Annotated in this window: 23 protein-coding genes; 17 read left to right on the top strand and 6 right to left on the bottom strand. The window is 60.1% G+C overall.

Annotation, left to right across the window (positions count from 1 at the left end):
* Nucleotides 1-86: 86 nt before the first annotated feature.
* The 4 genes from pstS to pstB all read left to right on the top strand — a co-directional run bounded on the left by pstS (nucleotide 87) and on the right by pstB (nucleotide 3987).
* A complete protein-coding gene (pstS, locus tag ASTEX_RS16775; protein ID WP_013480824.1) occupies nucleotides 87-1163 on the top strand; it encodes a phosphate ABC transporter substrate-binding protein PstS in 1077 nt (358 codons plus the stop codon).
* A 153-nt stretch (nucleotides 1164-1316) separates the two neighbouring features.
* Nucleotides 1317-2312, top strand: a complete 996-nt coding sequence (gene pstC / locus ASTEX_RS16770) for a phosphate ABC transporter permease subunit PstC (RefSeq protein WP_245532559.1) — start codon at nucleotides 1317-1319, stop codon at nucleotides 2310-2312.
* Between the two features lie 13 nt (nucleotides 2313-2325).
* Nucleotides 2326-3177, top strand: a complete 852-nt coding sequence (pstA, locus tag ASTEX_RS16765; RefSeq protein ID WP_013480822.1) for a phosphate ABC transporter permease PstA — start codon at nucleotides 2326-2328, stop codon at nucleotides 3175-3177.
* 9 nt (nucleotides 3178-3186) lie between these two features.
* Nucleotides 3187-3987, top strand: a complete 801-nt coding sequence (pstB, locus tag ASTEX_RS16760; RefSeq protein WP_013480821.1) for a phosphate ABC transporter ATP-binding protein PstB — start codon at nucleotides 3187-3189, stop codon at nucleotides 3985-3987.
* 60 nt (nucleotides 3988-4047) lie between these two features.
* On the opposite strand, the gene lldD is transcribed toward pstB, so the two are convergent.
* Nucleotides 4048-5187 (bottom strand): FMN-dependent L-lactate dehydrogenase LldD, encoded by a 1140-nt coding sequence (lldD, locus tag ASTEX_RS16755; protein ID WP_041659658.1) that lies wholly within the window; start codon nucleotides 5185-5187, stop codon nucleotides 4048-4050.
* A gap of 140 nt (nucleotides 5188-5327) precedes the next feature.
* On the opposite strand from lldD, the gene kduD reads away from it, so the two are divergent.
* Both kduD and ASTEX_RS16745 read left to right on the top strand, forming a co-directional pair.
* Nucleotides 5328-6089: a 2-dehydro-3-deoxy-D-gluconate 5-dehydrogenase KduD gene (gene kduD / locus ASTEX_RS16750; RefSeq protein WP_013480819.1), complete on the top strand. Its 762-nt coding sequence runs from the start codon at nucleotides 5328-5330 to the stop codon at nucleotides 6087-6089.
* A gap of 40 nt (nucleotides 6090-6129) precedes the next feature.
* The gene (locus ASTEX_RS16745; RefSeq protein ID WP_013480818.1) at nucleotides 6130-6750 is read left to right on the top strand and encodes a LacI family DNA-binding transcriptional regulator; all 621 of its coding nucleotides are present in this window, start codon (nucleotides 6130-6132) and stop codon (nucleotides 6748-6750) included.
* 732 nt (nucleotides 6751-7482) lie between these two features.
* On the opposite strand, the gene ASTEX_RS16740 is transcribed toward ASTEX_RS16745, so the two are convergent.
* From ASTEX_RS16740 to ASTEX_RS16730, 3 genes are all read right to left on the bottom strand, one after another.
* Complete coding sequence (locus tag ASTEX_RS16740; RefSeq protein WP_013480817.1) at nucleotides 7483-8217, bottom strand: TorF family putative porin; 735 nt, start codon at nucleotides 8215-8217, stop codon at nucleotides 7483-7485.
* A gap of 464 nt (nucleotides 8218-8681) precedes the next feature.
* A complete protein-coding gene (locus tag ASTEX_RS16735; RefSeq protein ID WP_013480816.1) occupies nucleotides 8682-11324 on the bottom strand; it encodes a TonB-dependent receptor domain-containing protein in 2643 nt (880 codons plus the stop codon).
* Between the two features lie 75 nt (nucleotides 11325-11399).
* The gene (locus ASTEX_RS16730) at nucleotides 11400-13058 is read right to left on the bottom strand and encodes a hypothetical protein (RefSeq protein WP_013480815.1); all 1659 of its coding nucleotides are present in this window, start codon (nucleotides 13056-13058) and stop codon (nucleotides 11400-11402) included.
* A gap of 534 nt (nucleotides 13059-13592) precedes the next feature.
* Here ASTEX_RS16730 and ASTEX_RS16725 point away from each other — a divergent pair.
* The 7 genes from ASTEX_RS16725 to ASTEX_RS16690 all read left to right on the top strand — a co-directional run bounded on the left by ASTEX_RS16725 (nucleotide 13593) and on the right by ASTEX_RS16690 (nucleotide 21125).
* Entirely contained in the window at nucleotides 13593-14645 is a 1053-nt protein-coding gene (locus ASTEX_RS16725; RefSeq protein ID WP_013480814.1) for an SIS domain-containing protein, read from the top strand.
* A gap of 49 nt (nucleotides 14646-14694) precedes the next feature.
* Nucleotides 14695-15366, top strand: coding sequence for a DUF1345 domain-containing protein (locus ASTEX_RS16720; RefSeq protein ID WP_013480813.1), 672 nt, complete (start codon nucleotides 14695-14697; stop codon nucleotides 15364-15366).
* 1250 nt (nucleotides 15367-16616) lie between these two features.
* Nucleotides 16617-17306 carry a ParA family protein gene (locus ASTEX_RS16710; protein WP_013480811.1) on the top strand — a complete coding sequence of 230 codons (690 nt, stop codon included), beginning with the start codon at nucleotides 16617-16619 and terminating at the stop codon, nucleotides 17304-17306.
* A gap of 3 nt (nucleotides 17307-17309) precedes the next feature.
* Nucleotides 17310-17645: a hypothetical protein gene (locus tag ASTEX_RS16705; RefSeq protein WP_013480810.1), complete on the top strand. Its 336-nt coding sequence runs from the start codon at nucleotides 17310-17312 to the stop codon at nucleotides 17643-17645.
* A 2-nt stretch (nucleotides 17646-17647) separates the two neighbouring features.
* Nucleotides 17648-18577 carry a replication initiator protein A gene (locus ASTEX_RS16700; protein ID WP_013480809.1) on the top strand — a complete coding sequence of 310 codons (930 nt, stop codon included), beginning with the start codon at nucleotides 17648-17650 and terminating at the stop codon, nucleotides 18575-18577.
* 893 nt (nucleotides 18578-19470) lie between these two features.
* A complete protein-coding gene (locus tag ASTEX_RS16695) occupies nucleotides 19471-20607 on the top strand; it encodes a M14 family metallopeptidase (protein WP_013480808.1) in 1137 nt (378 codons plus the stop codon).
* Nucleotides 20608-20726: 119 nt separating this feature from the next.
* Nucleotides 20727-21125: a YidB family protein gene (locus ASTEX_RS16690; RefSeq protein ID WP_013480807.1), complete on the top strand. Its 399-nt coding sequence runs from the start codon at nucleotides 20727-20729 to the stop codon at nucleotides 21123-21125.
* Nucleotides 21126-21169: 44 nt separating this feature from the next.
* Here ASTEX_RS16690 and ASTEX_RS16685 read toward each other — a convergent pair whose 3' ends face one another.
* Together ASTEX_RS16685 and ASTEX_RS16680 are read right to left on the bottom strand one after the other, a co-directional pair.
* On the bottom strand, nucleotides 21170-21358 hold the full coding sequence (locus ASTEX_RS16685) for a hypothetical protein (RefSeq protein WP_013480806.1): 189 nt from the start codon (nucleotides 21356-21358) through the stop codon (nucleotides 21170-21172).
* Nucleotides 21359-21413: 55 nt separating this feature from the next.
* Entirely contained in the window at nucleotides 21414-21623 is a 210-nt protein-coding gene (locus ASTEX_RS16680) for a hypothetical protein (RefSeq protein WP_013480805.1), read from the bottom strand.
* Nucleotides 21624-21816: 193 nt separating this feature from the next.
* Between ASTEX_RS16680 and ASTEX_RS16675 the strand changes: the two genes are divergently transcribed.
* From ASTEX_RS16675 to ASTEX_RS16660, 4 genes are all read left to right on the top strand, one after another.
* Entirely contained in the window at nucleotides 21817-24408 is a 2592-nt protein-coding gene (locus ASTEX_RS16675) for a family 20 glycosylhydrolase (RefSeq protein ID WP_013480804.1), read from the top strand.
* 68 nt (nucleotides 24409-24476) lie between these two features.
* A complete protein-coding gene (locus tag ASTEX_RS16670) occupies nucleotides 24477-24635 on the top strand; it encodes a type II toxin-antitoxin system ParD family antitoxin (RefSeq protein WP_083805648.1) in 159 nt (52 codons plus the stop codon).
* Nucleotides 24636-24699: 64 nt separating this feature from the next.
* A complete protein-coding gene (locus ASTEX_RS16665; RefSeq protein WP_013480803.1) occupies nucleotides 24700-25527 on the top strand; it encodes a glycoside hydrolase family 16 protein in 828 nt (275 codons plus the stop codon).
* Between the two features lie 44 nt (nucleotides 25528-25571).
* On the top strand, nucleotides 25572-25895 hold the full coding sequence (locus ASTEX_RS16660; protein ID WP_013480802.1) for a hypothetical protein: 324 nt from the start codon (nucleotides 25572-25574) through the stop codon (nucleotides 25893-25895).
* The last annotated feature ends 37 nt before the right edge of the window (nucleotides 25896-25932 follow it).

The raw sequence follows: 25932 nt of genomic DNA, 5'->3' as shown, positions 1-25932 counted from the left end.
CCAACGCCCCGGCGGTTTGAGGTTTCGTGCAAACACCCAGGGCACACACACCGGTCGGTTAAGCCCCCGGTTTCTGGAGACATCCCATGTTCAAACCCTTTGCCGCGGCTGTCGGCGCGCTGTTTCTCCTGGCTGCCTGCTCAAGTGGCGACGCCCCCAAGTCTGAGGCCCCGGCCACAGGCGGTCTGACCGGTGCCGGTTCGACCTTCTTCGCGCCGCTGGCTTCGAAGTGGGCAGAAACCTACAAGACCTCAGCCTCGATCAGCGTCAACTATCAGTCGATCGGCTCCGGCGGCGGCATCAAGCAGATCAAGGCTAAAACGGTTGATTTCGGCGCGACGGACAAGCCTTTGTCAGTCGAAGACCTGAACGCCGCCGGTCTTTATCAGTTTCCGGTCGTCATGGGCGGTGTTGTGCCGGTCGTCAACGTGCCAGGCATCGAAGCGGGCAAGCTCAACCTCAATGGTCAGCTTCTGGCCGACATCTTCATGGGCAAGATCAAGCGCTGGGATGACCCTGCGCTGAAGGCCGCCAATCCGGGCCTGACCCTGCCGGCCCTGCCGGTTACGGTGGTTCATCGCGCTGACGGGTCGGGCACCACCTACCTGTTCACTAACTATCTGGCCGCCGTATCGCCTGAATGGAAGAGCAAGGTCGGGGCGTCTGACGCGCTGGAATGGCCGACCGGCCTCGGCGGTAAGGGCAATGAAGGCGTGTCAGCCTTTGTGTCGCAAACCACCGGCTCGATCGGTTATGTCGAATTCGCGTATGCCATCAAGACGGGCGCTGCTTATGCCAACCTGACCAATCATGACGGCCAGACGGTCGCGCCTTCGGCCGAATCGTTCGCCGCTGCGGCAGCGGGTGCCGACTGGAAGAACGCGCCGGGCAACCAGCTTCTGCTGCTGAACCAGCCGGGTGCCAAGTCGTGGCCGATCACTGGTGCCGTCTTCATTCTGGTCTACAAGGATCAGGCCGATGCAGCCAAGGCGAAGTCCGTCCTGAACTTCTTTGACTGGGCCTATACCAACGGCGATGCAGCCTCAGGCGAACTGCACTACGTGCCGCTGCCGGCCGATGTGAAAGCCCTGATGCGCGCACAGTGGGCCTCGCAGATCACCTCCGGCGGTAAGCCTGTCTTCACCGCCGAAGGCGCAAAGTAGTTGCAAAAACGCGCTTACCAAGACAAATAGACCTCAAATGGAGCGGGCTCCCCTCAGGGGAGCCCCTCTTTGGTCTGGTGCGGGCAAAATCCGGGGTGGCGTCTTAAAACCTTCACCGTGACCGTTTAAGCCCTGAGAGCAGAAGCAAATTCGATGGATCTGAAAATCATGGCCCTGAAAGTCATGGCAGTGACCGCCGCGCAGGCCGCCAAACCGCCTGCCTCAGCTGCACGCCCGCAAAAAGATATGGCCGACCCGATCTTTCGGGCGGTAGCTTTTTCGGCGGCGACTCTGCTTCTGGTGACGCTGGGGGGGCTTCTGATCTCGCTGGTTATCGGCGGCTGGCCGGCGCTTTCAACTTTTGGTCTTGGCTTCTTCACCTCAACGACCTGGAATCCGGCAACCGAAGTGTTCGGAGCCGCCGGTCCCATCGTCGGCACACTGATCACGGCCGTCCTATCTCTGGCGCTGGCTCTGCCTGTGGCGGTATTTGTCGCCGTCTTCCTGACCCAGTTCTGCCCAAAGGTTATCGCCCAGCCGATTTCCACCGCCATTGAGCTTCTGGCCGGCATTCCCTCTATCGTTTACGGCATGTGGGGCCTGTTTGTCTTTGCGCCTTGGTTCGCCAAGACCGTGCAGTTGCCGCTGCTTCTGTCGGTCAATCCTGACAGTATCTGGGGTAAGCTGCTTGCGGGTGTGCCCAATGGCGCGAACATCCTAACGGCCTCGATGATTCTGGCCATCATGATCCTGCCCTATATGTCCGCCGTCTTCCGCGAACTGTTCCGCTCGGTGCCGCCTCAAGTCCGCGAAGCGGCGTTCGGCCTCGGGTGTACCCCGTTTGAAGTGGTCACCTCGGTGCTCATCCCCTACGTCAAGAAGGGCATGATCGGCGTCATCATGCTCGGTTTCGGGCGCGCTCTGGGTGAGACCATGGCCGTGACCTTCATCATTGGCAATGCCCACGGCTTTCCGGAATCGCTGTTTGCTTCCGGGTCTACGCTGGCTTCGACCATTGCCAACGAATTTACCGAAGCCACAGGTGATCTGCACACCTCCGCGCTGATTGCGCTGGGTCTGGTGCTGTTCATGATCACCTTCGGGGTTCTAGCCATGGCCCGCGCCCTCCTTTCTTCGCAGCGTTACTGATAAGGAGCGCCCGATGGACCAAATATTCCCCCGCGCCGCCCGTCGCAAACTGGCCTCCCAGATCTTCGTCACTGTCTGTATCGGTGCCGCGGGCCTGGCCCTGCTGGCGCTCTCGCTGATTATGTTTTCCCTGTTCACCAAGGGCTTTGGCGGGCTGGACCTGATAGTCTTCACGGCCGACACCCCCGGTCCGGACAGCGCCGGTGGCCTGCGCAACGCCATTATCGGCTCGATCATCATGTGTTCGCTGGCCATGATGCTGGCGGTTGTGGTGGGTATTCTGGCAGGCACTTGGTTGGCAGAAATCGGCGGTAACAGCCCCTATGGTCATGTGGTGCGCTTCCTCAACGATGTGCTGCTGTCAGCGCCGTCAATCCTGATCGGCCTCTTTATCTATGAGCTTCTGGTTCGTCCGATGCAGGGCTTTTCGGCTTGGGCCGGGGCCGTAGCGCTCGGCATCATCGCCACGCCCATCGTGACGCGCACCACCGAAGACATCCTGAACCTTCAGCCCAATGCCTTGCGCGAGGCCGGTATGGCGCTGGGAGCCTCACAGTGGGTAACGGTACGCAAGATCATCTGGAAAGCCGCCGGGGCGGGCCTTCTGACCGGCGGGCTTCTCGGCTTTGCCCGCATATCTGGGGAAACCGCCCCCCTTCTGTTCACCGCACTGAATAACCAGTTCTTCAATCTTGATATGAGCAAGCCCATGGCCTCGCTACCGGGGGTCATCTTCCAGTTTGCCATGTCACCCTTTGAAAGCTGGCAGTCACTGGCCTGGGCCGGTGCCCTGCTGATCACGGTGACTGTGCTGGCCATCAACATCATGGGGCGATGGATCGCCCGCGAAAAAGATCACAAGTAAGGCCCTGTCATGTCCGACACCGATTTCCAAAGCGTCATCACCCCGCCCCCGGCCGATCAGCTTGTGCTGGAAACGCGGAACCTTAACTTCTACTACGGCACGCATCAGTCACTGTTCGGCGTCTCCATGCCGGTCAAGCGCAACGGCATCACCGCCCTGATCGGTCCGTCGGGCTGCGGCAAATCCACCCTGCTGCGCACCATGAACCGCATCTATGACCTCTATCCGGGTCAGCGCGCCGAAGGCGAAATTCTGGTCGATGGCGAGAATATTCTGGGCCCGAAGGTCGATGTGACGGCCCTGCGCGCCCGCGTCGGCATGGTGTTCCAGAAGCCGACCCCCTTCCCCATGTCAATCTATGATAATGTGGCCTTCGGCGTAAAGCTGTACCACAAAAAGTCAAAGGCTGAGATGGACGAGGTAGTCGAAAAGGCCCTGCGCCGCGCCGCGCTGTGGGACGAGGTGAAGGACAAACTGACCAAGTCCGGCCTGTCGCTTTCGGGCGGTCAGCAGCAACGTCTGTGCGTTGCCCGCGGCATCGCGGTTGAGCCGGAAATCCTGCTGCTTGACGAACCGGCTTCGGCGCTCGACCCTATCTCGACGGCCAAGCTGGAAGACACGCTCGAAGAACTGAAGCGCGACCTGACTATCATCATCGTGACCCACAACCTCCAGCAGGCGGCACGCCTGTCGGACTATACGGGCTTTATGTATCTGGGCAAGATGGTCGAATACGGCCCGACCGAAGAGCTGTTCGTCAAGCCGAAAGTCGAGCGCACCTCAGACTATATCGGCGGCCGCTTCGGTTAAGCCACACGCCTTTACGCGTACAGTGAACCCCTTCCCTAATCTCAGTGAGGGAATTTTGCTTTACGCCCCCTGCACCAGACACTGCGGGCCGATTTCACGGATCGACTTGACGCCGGTGAGCGCCATGGCGACGCGCATTTCCTTCTCAAACAGGGTGAGCAGGTTTGACACACCCGCCTCCCCTCCAGCGGCCAGCGCGTAGATAAAGGCCCGCCCCAGCAGCACTCCGTCGGCCCCCAGCGCGATCATACGCACCACATCGAGGCCGGTGCGGATACCGGAGTCGGCCAGTATGGTCAGATCGCCCTTCACGGCCTCTGCAATGGCAGGCAAAGCCCGCGCCGACGACAGGACACCATCGAGCTGCCGCCCGCCGTGGTTGGACACCACAATGCCATCAGCGCCGAAGCTGACCGCGTCCTTGGCGTCTTCCGGGTCGAGAATGCCCTTAATGACCATCGGCCCCTTCCAGAAGTCTCGGATCCATTCCAGATCCTTCCACGAGATCGACGGGTCGAAATTGGCCCCCAGCCAGCCAATGTAGTCGGCCAGACCCGTCGCCTTACCGAGATATTTCGACACATTGCCGAGGTCGTGCGGCGTCCCCATCAGGCCAACATCGAAGGCCCAGTGCGGGTGCGTCACCGCCTGCCACAGGCGGCGCATTTCGGCGTTTGGCCCGCTCATGCCGGAATGGGCGTCACGGTAGCGCGCCCCCGGCACCGGCATATCAACGGTAAAGACCAGGGTGCGGATACCAGCCGCCCAGGCGCGTTCCAGCGCGTTCTTCATGAAGCCGCGATCTTTCAGCACATAGAGCTGAAACCAGATCGGCTTGTCGCACTTGCCCTGAACCTCCTCGATGGGGCAGACGCTGACGGTCGAAAGCGTCAGGTTGATCCCGGCCTTTTGCGCCGCGCGCGCCGCCTGCACTTCGCCGCGACGGGCATACATGCCGGTCAGGCCGACGGGAGCCAGAGCAATGGGCATGGACAGCTTTTCGCCAAGCAGTTCCGTCTCCAGACTGAGCGAGGACACGTCTTTCAAAACGCGCTGACGCAGCGCCACGTCGCCCAGGTCCGACATATTGCGCGCCAGCGTGCGTTCGGCATAGGCACCGCCGTCGATATAGTGAAACAGAAAAGGCGGCAGACGACGCCGGGCGGCTTCGCGGTAATCGGTCGAGGCGGAGATGATCATGGCAACCCAGCGATTCAGGGAATTGGAAAAGGAATGTCGATGCTCTAGCATGACGCCAAGCCGAATGACAATGCGCGGGCAATCCCGTTCAATCATCATGGATCAAAATTAATCACGCTCCGTTTTATTCAGGAAACGCCATGTCCGCTACCTCGATGTTCGACCTTTCCGGAAAAACCGTGCTGATTACAGGGGCCAATCGTGGACTGGGTCAGGGCATGGCGCTGGCGCTCGCCGAAGCCGGGGCTGATATCTGTGCCGTCGGCTCGTCGCGGGCGGACACCACCGCCGAAAAGGTAGCGGCCCTGGGTCGCCGGTTTCACTTCATCCGCGCCGATCTTACATCCATTTCGCCGGTGGAGAATATTGTCGCAGAAACTCTGAGCGTCATGGGCGGACTGGACATCCTCGTCAACAATGCCGGGTCGATCCGCCGTGGTGACGTCACCGAATTCACCGAAGAAGACTGGGACGCAGTGATGAACCTCAACCTCAAGACCCTGTTCTTCATGTGTCAGGCCGCTGGCCGCCACATGATCGCGCAGGGCCATGGCAAGATCATCAACACGGCTTCGCTCCTATCGTTCCAGGGCGGCATCCGCGTCCCCTCCTATACGGCATCAAAGTCGGGCGTGGCGGGGATTACGCGGCTTCTGGCCAACGAATGGGCAGCAAAGGGCGTCAACGTCAACGCGATCGCGCCGGGCTATATGGCCACGGAATTGACCGAAGGGCTGCAAAGCGACCCCGAACGCGCGAAGGCAATTCTGGACCGGATTCCGGCCGCACGCTGGGGCACGCCAGAAGATTTGGGCGGCGCGACGGTTTTTTTGGCCTCCCGCGTGTCAAATTACGTAAACGGAGTTATTATCCCCGTCGATGGGGGCTGGCTGGCGCGCTAATGCGTCTGATCCGGCTCCATCCGAACCCCTTGAGGAGACAATGACCACAGAGACCCTTTCGACCACCGCGCCGCTCAAGATGGCCGATATCGCCCGAATGGCCGGCGTTTCGGTGTCCACCGTTTCGCGGGCCCTGGCCGGAAGCCCCCTGATCCCCAAGCCGCTGCGTGACAAGATCGCCGCGATTGCCGAGGAACATGGCTACGTCGTCAATCAGGCCGCCCGTAACCTCCGACTGAAGCGCACCCGCACCATCGGCCTCGTCCTGCCCGACGATGGCGACCGCAAGCTGCGCGACCCGCACCTGCTCAGCATGATGGGCGCCCTCACCCAGGCCGTTTTCAAGCGCGGTTATGAGCTGCTCGTGCTCAAGACCCCGGCCAAGCGTCAGGGCGCGCTCAAGGATCTCGTGCGCTCGCAGCGCTTCGACGGTATGCTCGTCCTGCCCGACACCACCGCAAAGGATCAGCACGAAGCGCTGAGCGACCTCGCCCGCTACTACGCGCCGCTGGTCGTCTGGGGCCGCCTGCCCGACCAGAGCTATTGCGGCGTGGAAGCCTCGACCGCTACAGACGAGAACGCTGAGGAGATGGTGGATCTGCTATTCCAGCGCCTTGATCGTGAAAAGATCCAACCGACACCAGTTGAGCAGGTCGACTAACCGGTTGTGCCATCCGATAGCTGGGGGCCGTTGTCTTGGTTGAGGCAGCGGCCCTTAGCGTATCTGGCAAGCCCAACCCGCAACGCCTGATCCAGCATTTTCCCTTAATACCGCCTGTGCCACAGCCCGTTACCGAGGAAGAGGGAGGTTATACAATGCGTGCATTGTGGATTGCGATCTTTATGTCACTTGCAGTGTCCAAGGCCACAGCAAAGACTGAACATACCAGCAACATTGCTTAGATTTACGACCAGTATTCAACTCTGCTGCACAAATTTAACGAGTAATAGGGAGGCAAAACCGCTATCAAAATTGTAAAGTTCATTCTAATCGTAATAAAAAACCAACGCAATCACATTCATGTTTGACCTTGGCGTTTCGAGCACCGATGTCATTCACTTTAAAAACGAAGTTTTTTAAACCGGACCAGGCAGACTGCGAACTTAGATCAATGGGTCGGTGCTTCTGTAATGCTGCCATTTGCCAAACTGGCCAAAAATATTGCCAAAGTGGCAGAATAAATGCGGGTCGGAGCACCCTTATAGACCGGCAACACGATGTTTGAACTAACGCCCAAGCCTTTGAACGAAAAGTTTGGTGCTTAGGTCCAGCACTAGTGGTCGATGAAATCAAAGATCCCCCAATAGCCTCGGGGGTTCAGTGACCAGGATCAAACAGAGAGGCCTTATAGTCCGTAAATGGGCTGGCCTGCGAACTGGGCGGACCTGATGTTTAGAATTTCCGCTGTAAGGCCAGTACGAACCGATCACCGTGAACCTTGGAGTATTCGTGACGGTTGGTGTTGTAATAGCGCAGATCAAGCGTCGTCCGCGCATTCAAATTGACGCTCGCACCAGCATTCCAAGCGGTGTAGTTGCGCTTCGGGTCCACCCGACGTTCACCCGCGCCGGCCGACAGGGTGAGGGCTTCAGAGACTTTACGCGACAGGCCCACCTCGTAATAGAGCGCTTCCTTTGTGGCGCCCGATGAGTCCGGCGTCCAGATGGTCAACGCCTTAAAGGTGTTGCGGCCAAAGGGACGAGTCAGTTCGGTTTGCCATTCGACAAAATGGTTATCAACGCCAGCGCGGGCACCCATGTTAACCTTATGGATGAGTTGGCTGTTCAGGGTCGCCTTACCCAGCACCCACTTGCCGCCTACGGCCAGTCCGCTCTGATAATCGCTGCCGTCGCTTCCTTTATAGTTTTTGTAGCGGGCAGAGACATAGAACCAGTTGCGGGTGGCTGTAAGTGCCACAGCCACCTGACCATTGCCCTGGGTTTCGGAAATACCCTTGCTGGTCGAATCGGTGGCTGCTGTCAGTTGACCGCTCATCTTCCAGCCCGAAATTGCTGCGTTCCAGTCATCGCTCCAATCGGCGATGAGACCATTTGTGGGGGCAGCCATCGCACCTGGGGCCTGCAACGACAAGAGCGCAATGACGGATAAGGTGGCAGACAAACGCACGGGTATAGAACTCCTGTTCCGTCGCCGCCTGTCATCGAAGTGATGTCAAACTGTCACAAAACGGCGTTGCCCGAGCCTTTATTGCAGTTTGATGACACTATTATGACGGCCTGGAGCTCCAGCTCCCGACAACTGTGCCTGCGCAAGGAAAACATAGGCTCTTAAATCGGTCGTAGCTCTATAAAATCATGATTGGAGCACCTCCCCCGAATTGGCTTAGCCAAACTTCGCTTTAGGGCGGTGAATACTGGAGCGAAACGACAGAAGACGGCTGGGAAAATACCGCTGCCTTAGCCGCACCTGGCACTCCGACACTGGCCGCCGGGCTCGCTTGGAGTCAGGCAGGCACTAAAGCGATGTGTTGATTCCGCTAAAAATCTCGCTTTAGGCTGGAATGACGCTTTCACAAAAGTCTTTTCGCCGTAACAGAAAAGGCCGCCCGGTGGACCGGACGGCCTAATCTTTTAGAACTGTGTCGAGAGGCTGACCGAGACGGAGGTGCCCGGATCGTAGCGATCGACATAGACGCGCTTGTCGTTGATGGTCTGATATTCCTTGTACTCGGTGCCTGTCAGGTTACGGGCCTCAAGCTGGAAATTCAGGCCCCGACCAAAAGCGTCGAAGCCCTTGCGCCACACGAAATCGATCTGCGTGCCCGGCTCCTGCATGATGTCGGGGTCACCGACAATACCCGAACCGCGAACCGAAATACGCTCGCTCACATAGGTGAGCAGCAGGGTGCCCTGCGACTTCGCTTCCGCGTCTTCCCAGCCGAACTGCACGTTAGCGAGGTGGTCGGACTGACCTTGCAGCTTGGACCCGTCCTTGATGTACAGGCTGGCTTCAACCGGCTGGAAGGTGGTGCGGCTGAAGGCGATCTTGTCGCCAGTCTTCACCTTCACGCTGGAGTCGGTAAAGGTGTAGTTGGCCTGCACCAGCCACTGCTTGCTCTCAAAGAAGGCACCCTTGATCGGACTCTCGAACAGGCCCTTATAGTCGACTTCAAAGCCCTGAATATTGGCTTGCGGGGCGTTGACGAAGGTCTGCTGGAGCTGAGTGCCAGTCGAAATGGTTTCGACGGGCTTGTCCAGTGTCTTGTGGAATAGGCCGGCGGTCAGGTATTCGCCCGCGCCGTAGTACCACTCATAACGGGCATCGAGGTTGGTGATCTCGGTGTCCTTCAGCAGCGGATTTCCCGTATAGGAACGGTCGCTGTCGGCTTCACGGAAGGTCGGCTCGGCCAGTTCTCGGAACTGCGGACGGCCGATGGTCTTGGACGCGCCAAAACGGAGTTGCATGTCGTCCTTGAAGTTCCAGGTCACCGTGCCCGACGGCAGGAGGTAGGTCTCCTTGATCTGCGTTGAGGCGCGCTCCGGCTTGGTGTTCGTCTGATAGAGGTAACGCAGGTCGTTCCGCTCCTTGCCGATTTCGTAGCGCAGACCGGCGGCGACGCGAACCAGCGGAATGACTTCCAGATCGGTCTTCACGTAGTAAGACGACACGAACAGGCCGCCCTTATAGGCTTGCGGCGAATCCGAACCGGTTTCCCACAATTGCAGGAAGTCCGGGCGAATATTGTAGTCGGAGAACAGGTAATCTACGCGGGTATACTTGGCCAGTGAGTCGTTGACCGACTTAAATTCAAAGGCGCGGCGTTGATAGTCGCGCTGGTTGTCGAGCACCGAAACGCCCGCCATCAGCTTGCCATCTCGCCCTTCACCGAGGCTGTAATCCCAGGTCAGGTTGGCACCCAGATACTTGGCCACGTCCTTTAGGTTCGAGAAGGCCGTTTCGTTACCGCCGCCGTTACGCAGGTCGGTGAAGTAGAGCCCCTTGGTCGCCGCATTCGATTCATCAAGCTGATAGTTGATGAACTTGTCATACGGCGTATCGCGCACCGTCACGGCGTAGGAGGCCGTCCAGTCGAGCACCAGCTTCGGCGTCAGGGCGTGCGTGCCGGTCAGTTGGCTGAGACCCAGCTCGCGCTGATACCAGCCGGTGCGGTCCTTGCGGTAGAAGAAGCCATTGGAGTTGAAGCCGTCACGCGTCGAAGCGAACTTCGTCGTCTTGCGGATATACATGCCCGTCCACTTCAGGGTGTGGGCACCGCGGGTATAGCCGAGCGATAGCAGGCTGTTTAACGAGACATTGTTGGCCGAGTTCGTATAGTCATCCTCATAGTGGATGCCGTTCTTGACGGACCAGCTGTTGGAGAAGTCGGCGACGGCGACAACGCCGAACTTGCCACCTAGAACGTCATAGGTCTGACCGGCGCTGCCATTCAGGCTGAAGTTCGGGGTCGGACGACCGATTTGTAGCAGGTTGAGGTCGGCATTGGTGAAAGAATGACCGATCTTTTGCAACTCGTTGGTCGCGCCCGTGCCCGTCGCCGGGTAGGTGTTCGGGTTGACCAGTTTGCCCTTTGCCAGCGCATCACGCAGCGGATCAGGCAGGCTGCGGGCACCGTCGTCGTAGCCCAGCCAGTCGGTGGCCGAACCGAAATAGGTGACGGTCTTCTTGCCGGTCGTTTCGCTGTTATAACCCGTCCCGATGCCAAGGCTCAGGAAGTTGTCGCGCGGCAAGGCCACGGTCTGAAGATCGACGACACCGCCGCCAAATTCACCCGGGTATTCCGCCGAATAGGTTTTTTGCACCGAGACGCGGCCCAAAAGCGACGCCGGGAACAGGTCGAGCGGCACAACGCGTTGCAGCGGCTCCGGCGACGGCAGGGGCGCGCCGTTCAGAAGGGCCGACGAGTAACGTTCACCCAGGCCGCGTACATAAATGAATTTACCTTCGACCAGCGACAGGCCCGCGACGCGCGTCAGGGCCGCGGCGGCGTTATCGTCGCCGGTGCGCTTAAGGTCTTCGGTGGTCAGGATCGAAGTGACTTCGGCCGTGCGACGCATGGTCTTGGGCAGGTTCTTGCCGCGCACGACGACTTCGGTGACTTCGTTGGACGGGCTGGCGTTGGAATCGCCGGGGGCGGCTTCCGCTGGCTGGTCGGCAGCCGTCTGAGTCTGATCTTGCGCCACGGCGGCGTTTACCGCTGCCAGCGACGTCGTAGCCATCAGCAAGGCGCCGAGGGAAAGAGTTTGCAGTTTCATGGGATCAACCTTTGCTGAAGGACTTGGAGAGCACAGCGCGTTGCGGCGGGGTTTCCCCCGCCGCGCTGGCGCTTGCTACTGGCAGGACTTCTCGCCAGTGCCCATGCCGCAGGTCCAGCCCTTGTACCAGGTGTCGTTGGCGTCTTTCACAGCACCGATATAGGTCGGGGTGGTGAAGAAGCCGAGGTTGTTGTTGGCCGCGTCATTGAGGATAGTCGGGTTGGTTACTGCAACGGCGTTTTCAGTCGCACCATTGACGATATCGTTGGTCAGGGTCGTCGAGGTGCCGATCGAGTTGTTGGTTACGGTCGGCAGCAGGGCCGAGGTGACCGAGGACACGCGGGTGATGTTACCTGTGTTCCAGAGGGCTTCGGCCTGAGTGACGGTCGGCAGGGTCTGACCGGTGTTCGACGAACCGGACTGGACGCCCACCGAAGCGATGCCACCGCAGATGCCCATGACCGAGCGGAAGGCGACCTGAGCGATGACCGTATTGTCATCCTGCACCAGCAGGCAGTTCGACGACGGGCTGGTCGTGCGGATGATCGAGTTCATCAGCAGCAGGCCGGTGCCGGTATCGAGCTTCAGCGCCTGGGTATTGGCGGTGTTCTTCATGACGATGGTGGCGTTCGACACCTTCGGATAGGAGAAGGGACGCAGGGTGCCGGTGTTGACCGCTGCCGAAGTCGGGCACATCGAGCGGATGCCACCGTTGCCACCCTTGTTACAGGACATTTCGAAGCCGAAAGACCCCGAGGTGGAGCGGGCGGCCTGCAGGGCGATCATCCACTGCACCGAACCCGACCAGGTGTTGTCGGTATCGAATTGCTCATCGTCGTTGCCGACCAGTACGAGGTGCTTGGCGTTGACTGCGCCACCGAAGAATTCGACGCCGTCATCCGACGAGTTATAGACCTGCACGTAATCGACCGTGGTGCCAGCGCCGACGCCGGCGAAAGTGATGCCGTTCAGCTCCTTACCCACATCGACCTGATAGCCGGTGTAGCGGACCTGCACATACTTCAGCGTACCGGAGTTGTCGGCGAGGCTGTTACCGCCGAAGTTCAGACCGGCCACGGCTTCGAAGGACGCGCCGCAGGTGTTGAAGCCGTCAAGGTTGGACGGGACCGCGTCGGTGGCACACGAATTTGACGGCGCACGACCGAGGATCACCAGACCGCCCCATTCGCCAATCGAGTTCGAGGTCGAAGCGCCGGTGACGTTGTTCTTGGAGGTGAAAATGATCGGGTTGGCCGCCGTACCTTCGGCGAAGATTTGCGAACCGCGCTGAACGGCGATGTAGTCGAGACCCGCCGAACCGAAGATGGTTACGCCCGGCTCGATAGTCAGAACGCCCTTGCGCGCACCGGAGATGGGGGAATTGACGTTCGGCCCCATGTCCTCACCGATGTTTACGCGTCCCGACACCGAGTAGATGACACCGTCGAGCTTAGCCAAAGTCAGGCTACCGGTGATGGTGTTCGGCAGCTGGCAGTTGCGGGCTTGAGCGCCCCCGGCGAGCGTGATGACGCCGATATTGTCGGTGCCGGTCGGGCACGAAGCGGCCGCGACGCCCGAGGTGGAAGAAGATGACGAAGACGAGGACGAGGTGCCGCCACCGATCAGGACGCCTTCACCCGGCGAAGCAACGTTGTCAGCCCCAAAGCAGCCCGCCAGTGCCACGGCAGCGGTGAAGCCCAGCAGACCCAGGCGGAATTTCGTGGAAGTGTTCATTTCATCTCTCCAGACCAGCGCAGCGGCGCGTCGGGAGACCCCGTTCTGAACGCACCCATGCCATCAAACGGCCTTATAGGGAGGCTGTGTGACAGAACGCCCAAGCTTGTGTGACGGAATTGTGTAACCCGAGAAACAGCACCTGACCGGTGGGAGAAACGCCTCTGTAACGCGCGTTATGTGTCTTTGTGGTCACGTTTTCGCCTGTCAGGGTATTGGCCCCGCGAGGGGCACTTCGTCAAAAACACAAAAAAAGAGTGGCCGCCACAGGGGCAGACCACTCCAGTAGGACCGGGGGGAAATGAGGGAAAACCCGGTTACGAATAAGAACGTGGCATAGAACAAGCCCAATGGCAATATTGGTTATATCCTTTTAAAGCACCCCGAACGCGATTTTCCGCAAAAAGCCTCTGCGAATTTCAGGAAAAAGGCGGCATTGCGATTGCCCTTGCCTAAAACGTGTATTGGTAGTAATACCAATGCTGAATATTGGTATCAAAAGTGCACCTACTTCGTCACAAAGGAACCGCCTGCATGTCCCTCGCCTCTGTCGCCACGCCGCTGGACGAAACCACGACGCTGATGTTCCGGGAGGCGGCCGAAGGCGGCGACGCCGTTGAGCGCTTCCTGACGCGCAATGCCGAGACCCTGAGCCGTATCGCCGCGCGCCTGAAGGCCCAGCCGCCCAAAGCCGTCGTCACCTGCGCCCGCGGCTCGTCCGACCACGCCTGCACATACGGCAAGTACGTCATTGAGATCCTGACCGGCGTGCCGGTTGGCTCTGCCGCCCTGTCAGTCGCCTCGGTTTATGCCGCACATGTCGTGGCCGCCGAGACCCTGTGCATCGCCGTGTCGCAGTCGGGCCGCTCGCCTGACCTTTTGACCGCCGTCGAAGCCTATAAGGCCGCAGGCGCCTTTGTTGTGGCGCTGGTCAATGACGAAACCGCGCCGCTGGCCGCGCTCGCCGACGAGGTCCTGCCGCTGTGCGCCGGGCCAGAGCTGTCTGTTGCCGCCACCAAATCATGTCTGGCGGCACTGGCCGGTTTTGCCGCCCTGACCGCCGAATGGGCCGACGACGGGACGCTGAAAGCCGCCGTGGCCGCCCTCCCCGCTCAGATGCGTCAGGCCTTTGATCTCGACTGGTCCCCCGCCCTCCCCGCCCTGACTGCCGCCACCAACCTCTTCGTCATTGGCCGCGGCTATGGCTTCGGCGTGGCGCAGGAAGCCGCGCTCAAGCTCAAGGAGACCTGCGCCCTGCATGCCGAGGCCTTCTCCGCCGCCGAAGTCCGTCACGGCCCTATGGCTATCGTCAATCAGGGCTTCCCCGTTCTGGCCTTCGCGACCTCCGACACAGCCGGCGACGGTGTGCGCGACGTGGCCGCGGAATTTGCCGGGCGCGGGGCCGCCATGTGGCTGGCCGACACCACACCGGGGGCTTACACGCTGCCCGCCCTGGCCGCTGAGCCTATCCTTGAGCCTATTTTGCGCCTACAAAGTTTCTACCGCCTCGCCAACCGCCTGTCACTGGCGCGCGGGCTCAATCCGGACAGTCCGCCCCACCTCAACAAGGTGACGAAAACGGTTTAAGCCCTCACCCCGGCTGGACATTTTCCAAAGGGCGGTCATAGCATTGTTTATGACCGCCCTTTCCTTTGTCCGCACTCTGCGTACCCGCCCATGGTTGAGCCGCGCCATCGCTCTGGCCTTTGGTCTGGGCACGCTTTTGGGCACCCTCACCGACCTGCGCCTGTCGCAAAGCGTGCTGATCGCGTGGAACAGCGCCGCCGTCTTCTACCTCATCGCCCTTGCCCGGCTGATGATGACCGCCAACACCGCCGACATGCGCCGCCGCGCCGAAACGCAGGACGTCGGTAAATGGACCATATTGGGCCTGACCGGGGCCGCCATCGGTGTCTGCGTCGTCGCCATCGCCAGCGAACTGATCTCCGCCCACGACGAAACCGGCTTCAGCAAAGGCCTCGACCTCGCGTTGGTCGGCGCCACCATCGTCACCACCTGGGTCTTCGTGCACACCACCTTCGCCCTACACTACGCCCACGCCTACTACATCGCCATCCGCCGCGCCGAGCCCCCGCCCCTCAAATTCCCGGATACAGACTGCGAACCGGACTATCTCGACTTTGGCTATTTCGCATTCATCATCGGCACCGCAGCCCAGACCGCCGACGTCTCCGTCGCCTCCAAAGCCATGCGGCGCCTCAATCTCGGCCACGCCGTCTTCGCCTTCTTCTACAACACCACCATCCTCGCCCTTTGCATCAATATCGCCGCTAGCCTGCTGGGGTGAGTTGGGATGGGTTTGAGGCAAGGATAAGGTTTAGGAGGCGGTTGACCCGCGATGCGGGTTGAGGGGCTGTGCCCATGCCCACCGGAGGCATTTAAGCAACCGTCCATCGGAAGCTATCAGATATCTGACGGCTATCTGCATTGATATTTCAGAATATTTTCAACAGACCACAATAGCGAACGAGACATGTAGTCGAGAAATCGGCAGGCCTGATTGAACGCTCTCCCCGTCCGTAAAACACTTCCATAGGAAAACCAACGTTTCGGCCATTGGGCGTCACTGCCTCGACTCCGCTTGCACAGGTGTTAAACGCACGACGAAAAGTCATGATACAGGCGCTCTTCCTGAGCTTACAGCCGGTCGATGTGGCAGGGTCTGCCCCTTATCAACCCATAACTACAAAAGGTCACCACCAAGGTTTGCGCTTTCGTTCACTGAAGCGAAGAGCCTCTCGTCACGCCCGCTTCCTTGCATTGGAGTGACATCCTCATCAGCCACGGCCAGACATTCGCACGTGAGGGGCGGGCGTAGGTGAGCCTCAAGCTGTTCGTGCATGTCTTCGACTTGATTATGGGAGGTATAGTTCATTTCCAACAGCCTGAAATGAAGCTCTGGCCCCAAAGCTGGGTTTAACGCGGCTTCAATAGGCCCACGCTTCAAAAGTCGAGTCGGGTGTGTCGCGGCGGACAAAGTGCCACAGAAGGCTATTAATCTCTTCGTCCAAACTCCCTTCGCTGTTCAGCGCGCAGCGGCTGCGCCTCTGCCCGTTGGCGGCTAGCAATCAGATACTCAAACGGTAGCTACAGTCTATCTCATTCTATTCAATAACTTATTTCTCGAATTCTTCGCAGAGCTTCTCAAGTAGTCCCTTGATACGAATAGTGGATAGCTACCCGCTATCTCTGATATATCCGATAGACATACGAAAGCTATGCACTGGCTATCGGATGGATTTCAGTTAGCTGTTAACTTCCCGTTAGCTATTGGGCGGCTAGGCTATGGCTAACCGAAAGCTAACGGGAGGCAATCAGACGTCTAGCTGGCGGCTTTCGGTGAGGTAGCCGGCCTCTATCGGACGACTTTCGCACAGCTTTCGGTAAGCTGCCTGGCGGCTTCCGTCTGGACCCTGCGTCAGAATCGGCGCACCAACAGAATTAACATTTCATTAACCTTTGCGCAAAAGGTGACCGCTAGCCGGTGGCTATCCGATAGCTCGCCATTCGCGCCTAAGCCAGCACGAGGACCCTGACATGCCGGTCATCTCCTTCATTTCGCCTAAGGGAGGCGTGGGCAAGACCACAGCGGCGACGCTGATGGCCACACAACTGGCGCGCAAGACACAGGTCATTATTATAGACGCAGACCCCAACCGGCCGATCCTCGCCTGGTCACAGTTAAGTGGTTGCCCGGCTAATATCCGCATCGTGTCTGACGCCAATCAGGAAAACATTCTCGACAAGATCGAGGAGGCCGCCGCCGAAGCGCCGTTTGTGGTGGTGGATTGCGAAGGCACCGCGTCGCTGACAGTCGCCTATGCTATCGGGGCGTCTGATCTGGTGGTCGTGCCGACCCAGGGATCGCAGCTTGATGCCAAGCAGGCTGCCAAGGCGCTCAGCCTAATCAAGAATACGGAGCGTCAGTCGCGCCGCCCCATCCCGCATGCCGTACTGCTGACACGCACCAATCCGATCATCAAGCCGCGCACCCTTTCGGCCATCCACGAACAGTTGCGCGCCCACGGCATCCGCTTGTTCGACACGCAATTGCACGAGCGCGAAGCCTTCAAGGCCATGTTCTCGTTCGGCGGCGCGCTGGAAACGCTGGACCCGTCACAGGTCGCCAATATCGACAAGGCCGTGGCCAATGCCCGCGCGTTTGTCGCTGAAGCTATTGAATTGCTGAAAAATCCGGACGCGGTTCCGGCTCAGGAGGTCGCTTAATCCATGTCCGAACGTGCTTCGATCTTTGACGACGATCTTGACCTGTCGGCGTTTGACGCCCGGCCAAAACCCAAGCCGGACAAGGAGTCACTGCGCGCCGTGGCCGAGGCGAGGGGCTTCCCCAGCCGTGAAGCCGTAGCCGTGCCAGCGGCGCCTGAACCCGTTCTGCAGCGCCGCTACCGCACCGGACGTAACCGTCAACTCAATCTGAAGGTTACGGACGAGGCGTTGCGCCGCTTCTATGCCGTCGCCGACGCGCAGGGTCTGGTGCTGGGGCAGGTTTTCGAACAGGCCGTAGAGGCGCTGGAAGAAAAACTGAAAGCCGAGGGCAGGATCTGATCATGGCCCGCCGCGCCGCCGAATCGCAGTTCGATCTGTTCATTCCGCTCGTCAGCGACATGTCGCTGAAGGACCAGCGTGAGCTGATGGAACGGCCGTTTTTCAGCCTCGCCAAGCGAAAGCGGCTGAAACCGATAGAATATACCAGTCCCGACGGCGACACCTGGGTGAAGGTCTCTGGAAACGCCGAATTTGGCATCGCCACGATCTGGGACGCCGATATAATGATCTGGGCGGCCTCGGTGCTTAATCGTCTGAAAGAGCAAGGAGTCAATGACTTGCCCCGGACTCTTAAGACAACGTCTTATGATCTGCTGCGCGCCATCAAACGCGATACGGGCGGTAAATCTTATCAGGAACTGAATGCGGCGCTGCAGAGGCTGGAATCGACGACCATCCAGACCTCGCTGCGCGCGCCTAAACGTAAAGACAAGGCGCAATTCGGCTGGATCGACGCCTTTCAATTAGAGGTGGACCCGGAAACCGAGGCGCCGCGCGGCATCTCGATCACCTTATCGGATTGGGTTTATCAGGGGATCGTCACCGAACGCTCGCTCCTGACCATGCATCAGGACTATTTCCTGCTCACTGGCGGCATGGAACGCGCCCTTTACCGCGTAGCGCGCAAGCACGCCGGCGATCAGGAGGGCGGCTGGACGTGCCGCATCGCGATTTTGCATGAGAAAACGGGCTCAGACAGCCCGCTGAAGCAATTTACCTACCTATTAAAGCGTATCGTGGTCAAGAACGCCCTACCGGAATACGAGATGACACTGACCAAGACCAATGACGGTTCGCCGGCGGTGCATTTCATCAAGCGCGACATGGAAGAACGGGTGAGGGTGCGCGACGCGCTGAAAACCCTGGAACGCCAAACCGCCGAAGACCAGCGAGCGTTGGAAATCGACAGCCTTATGCACAAACGGTTCTAGAAAACACTGTCGGGGGATCAGTGACTTTTTGTGTCCGATTCGTCGGGGGAACAGTGACCGCGCTATCGGGGGATGGGTGACCGAATTGACGGGGGATGAGTGACCGATTCGCTCAAGGTGAGTCGGGGGAACAGTGACCGGCGGGCGTTTTTCCGCGGTTTTGCCCTCAAAAGCCGGTTTTCGGGGGAATGGTGACCGGATTTCCCGCTGAAACAGGGTTAAAAAGCCTTGGGCAAGCTGTGGAAAATATTCTGTTTTTCCGAAGTCACTTATCGGGGGAAGAGTGACCGCCTACTCGGGGGAACGAAGACCCGTCGCGCGGGGTATCAGTGACAAAGTGACGGGGTATCAAAGATTAACAAAAGGTACCCTTGTTGATTTTAAAGGGGAATTTCGGCTGTTTTTTCCCTTAACCTATTTAACTAGATTCACTAACAGACTCTCTTAACAGCGAGAGAAGAGCGGTATTGCAGTCCGTGCACTGTCCGCCTTGTGCGACCTTTGAAGGGTCGCTCAGGCGGACCTCTACTGAGAAAGACAGTTAAGACCCTACCGACAGAGTCACTTAACAGACCAGTCACTGGGATACACGCATCAGCGCGTCCTGTTCTTTGACCTCAGCGCGTGGGTTTTGCAGTGACCGCCTTCAATCCCATCGAAATATACCCGCCAGACTCTCATTTCAGCCGTAAAGCCACGGTTCTGATGCTGAAAAGGGTCCCCAAAAGACACGGAGTCGCTTGGAGTCCAAGGGATTGCGACGAAAAGAGGCCGTCACTGATCCCCCGATAGCCCACACCGCCTGAAAGGACGGTCCCCGAAATGACGTGACGGCCTCCGATTCGGTCGCTATGGAAACGGTTAGTACATTCAACCCCTTGCGGAGACGCGACATGGCCGTCAGCATCCATTCCGATTTCGATGGCGGCAATATCGAGATGGTGCAGGCGCATGGTGGCGGACGTTTCGATCTGCTCATCCGTCCGGATCATCAGTCGCACTATTACCAGTGGTTCTATTTCCGGGTGGACGGGGCTTCAGGCGTCGATCTCGAACTGCGCCTTACCAATGCCGGGGGATCGGCTTATACGGGCGGCTGGGAGGGCTACAAAGCCCGTATCAGCAGTGATGGAGTCCACTGGACACAGGCCGACACCACCTATGCCGACGGCGTGCTGAGCATCCGTCACCGGGCGGCCTCTGAAACCCTGTGGGTGGCTTATTTTGCGCCCTATGACAGTGACCGTCACCGGGTGCTGGTAGAGCGGGTGAAAGCCTTGCCGGCCATGAGTCACCGGGTTTTGGGCCAAACGCTCGACGGTCGCGATCTCGACTTGTTCCGCGTAGGGGAGGGGCCGCGCATCGTGTGGCTCTATGCCCGTCAGCATCCGGGCGAGACCATGGCCGAATGGTGGATGGAGGGGGCCATTCCCTGGCTGTGCAGCGACGCGCCTGAGGCCGCGGCCTTGCGGGCAGCGGCGACCTTTTACATCGTACTTAACTGTAACCCGGACGGCAGCGCGCGCGGGCACCTGCGCACCAATGCCGCCGGCACCGATCTGAACCGTCAGTGGGCCGCGCCCTCGGTCGAAAAGAGCCCGGAAGTACTGACTATCCGCAACGCCATGGACGACACCGGCGTTGATTTTGCCATTGACGTGCACGGCGACGAAGCCATCCCGCACGTCTTCATGGCCGGATTTGAGGGCATTCCGTCGTGGACACCAGAGCGTGACGCTCTCTATCGCCGCTATCTGAGCGCCCTGTCGGCGCGCACGACCGATTTTCAGACTACCTACGGCTATGCAGTCGATGCGCCGGGGCAGGCCAATCTGGCCGTTTCGACCAATGCCGTTGCCGAACGCTTCGGGGCCATCGCCATGACGCTGGAAATGCCGTTTAAGGACCATGACGACGCGCCGGACGCCGTTGAGGGCTGGTCACCGGCCCGCTCTCAGGCGCTGGGGGTGGCGTGCCTGAAGGCGCTGTATGACGTAATCACGGAGATTCCGCTGCGTGCCCGCGGCTGAAAACATCTGCGTGAGGCAAAGGTTTGCGCAATCATCGGGGGATCGGTGACCGCATCTCCTGACTCGACTCCGCCCGATTCGCCGCGCAAGGTAGAATGAGAACACACACGGAGCGGATCATGTTGAACGATATTCTTGGCGCCCTGGGCAGCAAGCTCGATCTGGGCAATCTGGACCTCGCCGGACTGGCACAGCAACTGGGTGGGCAGGGCCTGATCGGCGATGTCCTGGGTCAATTGCAGCAGGGCGGTCTGGCTGAGGTGGTGCAGTCGTGGGTGTCGAATGGCGCCAACCTGCCGGTATCTCTGGAGCAGTTACAGTCGGCGCTAGGGCCGGACATGGTCAATCAACTGGCCGGGTCACTGGGCATTGATCCAGCGCAACTGGGCGACGTCCTGCCAGGTGTGGTCGATCAGTTGTCGCAGGGTGGGCAATTGACGCAGGCCATAGCCGAGGCCGCCCCGAACCTCTTGGGACAAGAGGGCATCGGCAAGCTGCTGGGCGGTCTGTTCCGCTAATATTATGCATAGGGCGCATGCACCTGTGATGCGCGCCTTAAGGCCTACTCCATACCCTTAAGGGCGCGGGCCGAGCGCAGACCGTTGCGGCGCAACGCCTGCAAGGCGTGCCGCAGATCGGCCAGAGCCTGCGCTCGCGTGCTGCCGGACGCTTCATAGGCGGCGACCGTTTCAGCGATCAGTTCGGCTTCGGCAGGCCAGTTGTCGTTGGCAGCGATCAGTGCAGGGGTCATGGCGGGTATATTACGGCAGGGGAAGGGACTGTCTGTAGCGGAAGGGGGTTAAAAATTACCCCGGCAGCAGGCCATTTTCGCGCGCGGTTTGAAAGTCTAGTATCATCTGAATGGCTGGACGCCCCAAAAACCGGTCAACAGCGTGCCCATCCTCACGATAAAGACCGTCCGCCACGCGAAATATGCCATTAAGACACTCAATGGCTGGCTGCGCCACCGCCTGACCGGTCACCAGCACCCACGCTCCGTCATACAGTCGGCTCATCGCCACCTCCACGAGTTCTTTTTTTGTTCTCATGTCTGGGTGCGAAAGTCAAGTCGATAAGTGGATGCCTGCAAACGCTATCCGCTAGCTATCCATTATATTGGTTATGACCAATGTCGCTCCACTCTATAACTTTTGGACTTGATTTCGCGGAAAATCCGCCGTCACATAGGTGTCAAACAGGGAGCCCCGCATGACCTTAGCCCATTCTGTCAGCCTGAGCACACTGGCCCTTGTCCTGTCCCTGACCGCCGGTTGCGCCGCCCTGCCGCAAACGCCGGTATCAGCGCCCGCTGCGCCAAGTGTCGCCCCGCCCCTGCCATCGCTGGATCAGGCCACACTGGACCGTCTGGGCGATCACCTCGGCTATCGCTGGGAGATCGTCGATAACCGTCAGACCTGTGACAAGGCGGCTTGTTTCCTGTCGGCCCTGACCCTCACCCTTCCCGAAGGGGGCGAGCTGCCCGGCGGCTGGACCCTCTATTTCTCCTATGTCGGCGCGTTTGTGCGCTCTGAAAGCGACGCCTTCGACCTGAAACAGGTCAATGGCGACCTCTACGCCCTGACACCCAAGGGCGGCGTCGCGCTGAAAGGTGGCGCTTCTCATACGGTTCGAGTCTGGGGGCAGGGGCACTTCTATGCGCGCGGTTTCATGATGCCCAACGCCTATGTGGCCGCGCCTGCACTCACCCCCCGCACCATTAGGGCCTCGAAGGTGGCAATCGACCGCGAAAGCGGTCTGGAGACCCTGCCGTTTGTCGCACCGATGACCGATGAGGCGAAGCTGGGCAGCCAGACCCCAGGCGACAAGACGCAATGGCTGACGCCGCAACGCGCCTATGAACGCAATGCGTCACACAATGTGGCCCTGACCCGTCCGGCCGTGGTGATCCTGCCAACCCCGGCCAAGGTGACCCTGCAAAAGGGCGCGCCGCTCGATCTCAGCAAGGGGTTTGACCTGCGCCTGAAGGGCCTGGGCCGCGATGCCATTACCGCCGCCGTAAAGGCCCTTAAACAGGCTGGGGCCGGTGAGGGGCGGGGGCCTGTGCTCAGCGTCACTATCGACCCGAAACTGAGCCCCGAAGCCTACCGCCTGGCGGTGGGCAAAAGCGTCACCATCCGCGCGGGATCAACGACCGGTGCCAACCACGCCCTGCGCTCTCTGGCCCAGCAAACGGCCTTTGATGGCGCTCAGGTGCGGCGTATGACCATCGAAGACGCGCCACGCCTGCCCTTCCGCGGCCTGCATATCGACGTGGCGCGCAACTTCCATTCCAAAGTCTTTGTGCTCGAGACGCTGGAGCAGATGGCGGCCTATAAGCTCAACCGCCTGCACCTGCATCTGGGCGACGACGAAGGCTGGCGGCTGGAAATCGAAGGCCTGCCGGAACTGACGCAGGTGGGGGCCTATCGCTGCCACGACCTGGCCGAAGAGACCTGCCTTCTGCCGCAGCTGGGTGCCGGACCGGAGCGCGACACGCCGGTCAATGGCTATTTCACGAAGGCTGACTATATCGACATCCTCAGGGCGGCGCAGGCGCGTGGCATAGAGGTCATCCCCTCCTTCGACATGCCGGGCCACAGCCGCGCGGCGATCAAATCCATGGAGGTCCGCTATCGCCGTCTGATGGCCGCCGGTGATGCGGCGGGGGCGGCGCAATATCGGCTGGTCGAACCGGGAGACACCACGGCCTACCGCTCGATCCAGCATTACAACGACAACACACTCAATGTCTGCCTGCCCGCCACCTATGCCTTCATCGACAAGGTCATCGACGAGACGATGAAGCTGCATCAGGCCGCCGGTGTGCCGCTGAAACGCTACCATATCGGGGCGGACGAGACGGCCGGGGCGTGGACGCAATCGCCCGCCTGTCAGGCCTTTATGGCGCAGAACGGCCTGAAAGCGCCGCAACTCACCCCCTATTTCATCGAGCGCGTCTCGGCCTATCTGGCCGAAAAAGGCATCGAGACGGCGGGCTGGAGCGACGGCATGGGTCATACGGACGCTGCGCGGATGCCAAAGGTCGTACAGTCGAACATCTGGAGCGCCACGCTTGGGGCCGCAGCCACCGAAGCGCACGATCAGGCCAATCGCGGCTGGGAAGTCGTGCTGTCCGTGCCCGATGTCACCTATTTTGACATGCCGCCCGCCCCGGACCCGGACGAGACGGCCTATGACTGGGCGTCGCGCGATACGGACAGCTACAAGATTTTCAGCTTCCAGCCGGAAAACCTGCCGGCCAATGCCTCGCTGCTGACGGATATACGCGGGCAGGGGGCGACGGTGGCCGACAAGACGCCCTATGCGCCGGGGCGCGGCCTGACCGGGATACAGGGGCAGTTGTGGTCAGAGGTGGTGCGCACCGACGACGAGGCCGAATACCGCCTCTTCCCGCGCCTTCTGCCGCTGGCCGAACGCGCCTGGCACCGGGCGGGCTGGGAAGCGCCGTATAAGGCGGGTGAGAGCTACACCTATGGCGACGGCAAGGTCGACCCCAAAGCCGTGCTGGGCGACTGGCAGGGCTTCCGCGACCGGCTGGGGGTGCATCTGCGGCTTCTCGATCAGGCGGGCATTGCCTATCGTCTGGCACCGCCGGGGGCGAAGATCGAAGGCGGGCAGTTGTTCGCCAATGCCGAAATCGCTGCCACCCCCATCGAATACCGTCTCACGGGGGACGAATGGACGCCCTATACGGGGCCGGTGGCGGTGAGCGGGCCGGTCGAACTGCGCGTCACCTCGCCCGATGGCCGCCGCAAGAGCCGCATAGTGACGGTGAAGTAGGGAGGCTGTTCTGAGTCATCATTGGGGTGTATAAACGCACCAATAGTATGACTCTTATGAGGGCCGCCATGGGGATGGTACGCAAGACGATCACTCTGACCCAGCGTAAACAGGCGCTCATGGTCGATATTGAGGCGGTGCGTGCGGCCCTTATCGAGGCTGAAGACAGCGGAGAGCCGAAGCCTTTCGACTCAGAGGCCTTCAAGCAGAGGATGCGTTGGGGCTGAATACCGTGATCGCATAGACGCCACGAAGCATATCTAAAAGCCATATAAAAACAGAGGAAACCTCATGCTGAAATCCCTGATCCTGTCGGCGGTTGCGCTGACGGCCCTGTCGGTGGCCACTGAAACGCGCGCGGCGGATGGGACCTCACCAGTTCCAGCGGGCTATGCGCTCGACTGGGCCGAGGAGTTCAACACGCCCGGCCTGCCCGATGCGAAGACCTGGGTTTATGACACGCAGGCCAACCGCACCGGCTGGTACAATAACGAGAAACAGTATTACGCCGCCGGGCGGCTGGAAAATTCCGAGGTGAAGGACGGCACGCTGCGCATCACCGCGCGCAAGGAACGCCTGAGCGACCGTGCCGATTATGGCGGGCAGGACTACAGCTCGGCGCGCCTGATCACGCGCGGTAAGGTCAGCTTCCTGTATGGCTTCTACGAAATCCGCGCCAAAATGCCGTGCGGGCAGGGCTCATGGCCGGCCATCTGGATGCTGGGCACCGATGCGGGGTGGCCGGATGGCGGCGAAATCGACATTATGGAGCACGTGGGCAAGACTCCCGGCATGACCTATGGCACGGTGCATAACCGCCATACGATCGACACGCGCGGGGGCCCCGGCGACGGGGCGGGTATTGCCGTGCCGGATGCCTGCACCGCCTTTCATAAGTACCAGCTTCTGTGGACGCCGCAAAAGCTCGACTTCTTCGTCGATGGTCAGCACTTCCATACCTACGCCAAAACTGACCAGCCGGGGGCGTGGCCCTTCGACAAGCCGCAGTTTTTGCTACTCAATCTGGCCATCGGCGGCAATATGGCCGGTGAGGTGGACGACGGCATCTTCCCGCGCACCTTTGAGGTCGATTACGTAAGGGTGTGGAAGAAGCGCTAAACCCGCCGCTTGCGGTGGCTGGGCCTGTCCCCTATAAATAGCCTATGCGCTCTGGTCTCCTCAAAGTGATGGTGATTGTGGCGGGACTGCTGGCCATGCTGTCGGGCCTGCACGCGCCCGAAGCCGCCGGTCCGTGGGCGCATCACGAAGACACCCATGTGCACCTGCACGTCCGGTCGTCGGATGCGCCCTGCTGCGCCGACAAAGGGGCCTCGTCGCTGAAGGTCTGCGGTCAGCACTGCGCCGCCATAGCCACTGCCAGCTTCCTGTTCATGCACTTACCGAGCGTCAAGGCGCTGGATTTCCAGCCGCGTCATCGCCACGGCATGGGCCTGAGCTATCGCCCGTTGGCCCCGCCGCCGCGCTGAGACCCTGAAAAATGAACCGACCGCGGAGCGACTTGAC

It is taken from the genome of Asticcacaulis excentricus CB 48 (assembly GCF_000175215.2).
GTDB classification, from domain to species: domain Bacteria; phylum Pseudomonadota; class Alphaproteobacteria; order Caulobacterales; family Caulobacteraceae; genus Asticcacaulis; species Asticcacaulis excentricus.
The sequence above is the reverse complement of the archived record's forward strand: the minus strand, read 5'-3'. Positions and strand labels throughout refer to the sequence as shown.

What these genes read in the sequence shown, in the direction of transcription:
- pstS (WP_013480824.1), top strand. Translation starts at nt 87, where the DNA reads ATGTTCAAACCCTTTGCCGCGGCTGTCGGCGCGCTGTTTCTCCTGGCT.
- pstC (WP_245532559.1), top strand. Translation starts at nt 1,317, where the DNA reads ATGGATCTGAAAATCATGGCCCTGAAAGTCATGGCAGTGACCGCCGCG.
- pstA (WP_013480822.1), top strand. Translation starts at nt 2,326, where the DNA reads ATGGACCAAATATTCCCCCGCGCCGCCCGTCGCAAACTGGCCTCCCAG.
- pstB (WP_013480821.1), top strand. Translation starts at nt 3,187, where the DNA reads ATGTCCGACACCGATTTCCAAAGCGTCATCACCCCGCCCCCGGCCGAT.
- lldD (WP_041659658.1), bottom strand. Translation starts at nt 5,187, where the DNA reads ATGATCATCTCCGCCTCGACCGATTACCGCGAAGCCGCCCGGCGTCGT.
- kduD (WP_013480819.1), top strand. Translation starts at nt 5,328, where the DNA reads ATGTCCGCTACCTCGATGTTCGACCTTTCCGGAAAAACCGTGCTGATT.
- ASTEX_RS16745 (WP_013480818.1), top strand. Translation starts at nt 6,130, where the DNA reads ATGACCACAGAGACCCTTTCGACCACCGCGCCGCTCAAGATGGCCGAT.
- ASTEX_RS16735 (WP_013480816.1), bottom strand. Translation starts at nt 11,324, where the DNA reads ATGAAACTGCAAACTCTTTCCCTCGGCGCCTTGCTGATGGCTACGACG.
- ASTEX_RS16730 (WP_013480815.1), bottom strand. Translation starts at nt 13,058, where the DNA reads ATGAACACTTCCACGAAATTCCGCCTGGGTCTGCTGGGCTTCACCGCT.
- ASTEX_RS16725 (WP_013480814.1), top strand. Translation starts at nt 13,593, where the DNA reads ATGTCCCTCGCCTCTGTCGCCACGCCGCTGGACGAAACCACGACGCTG.
- ASTEX_RS16720 (WP_013480813.1), top strand. Translation starts at nt 14,695, where the DNA reads ATGACCGCCCTTTCCTTTGTCCGCACTCTGCGTACCCGCCCATGGTTG.
- ASTEX_RS16710 (WP_013480811.1), top strand. Translation starts at nt 16,617, where the DNA reads ATGCCGGTCATCTCCTTCATTTCGCCTAAGGGAGGCGTGGGCAAGACC.
- ASTEX_RS16705 (WP_013480810.1), top strand. Translation starts at nt 17,310, where the DNA reads ATGTCCGAACGTGCTTCGATCTTTGACGACGATCTTGACCTGTCGGCG.
- ASTEX_RS16700 (WP_013480809.1), top strand. Translation starts at nt 17,648, where the DNA reads ATGGCCCGCCGCGCCGCCGAATCGCAGTTCGATCTGTTCATTCCGCTC.
- ASTEX_RS16695 (WP_013480808.1), top strand. Translation starts at nt 19,471, where the DNA reads ATGGCCGTCAGCATCCATTCCGATTTCGATGGCGGCAATATCGAGATG.
- ASTEX_RS16690 (WP_013480807.1), top strand. Translation starts at nt 20,727, where the DNA reads ATGTTGAACGATATTCTTGGCGCCCTGGGCAGCAAGCTCGATCTGGGC.
- ASTEX_RS16685 (WP_013480806.1), bottom strand. Translation starts at nt 21,358, where the DNA reads ATGACCCCTGCACTGATCGCTGCCAACGACAACTGGCCTGCCGAAGCC.
- ASTEX_RS16680 (WP_013480805.1), bottom strand. Translation starts at nt 21,623, where the DNA reads ATGAGCCGACTGTATGACGGAGCGTGGGTGCTGGTGACCGGTCAGGCG.
- ASTEX_RS16675 (WP_013480804.1), top strand. Translation starts at nt 21,817, where the DNA reads ATGACCTTAGCCCATTCTGTCAGCCTGAGCACACTGGCCCTTGTCCTG.
- ASTEX_RS16670 (WP_083805648.1), top strand. Translation starts at nt 24,477, where the DNA reads ATGGGGATGGTACGCAAGACGATCACTCTGACCCAGCGTAAACAGGCG.
- ASTEX_RS16665 (WP_013480803.1), top strand. Translation starts at nt 24,700, where the DNA reads ATGCTGAAATCCCTGATCCTGTCGGCGGTTGCGCTGACGGCCCTGTCG.
- ASTEX_RS16660 (WP_013480802.1), top strand. Translation starts at nt 25,572, where the DNA reads ATGCGCTCTGGTCTCCTCAAAGTGATGGTGATTGTGGCGGGACTGCTG.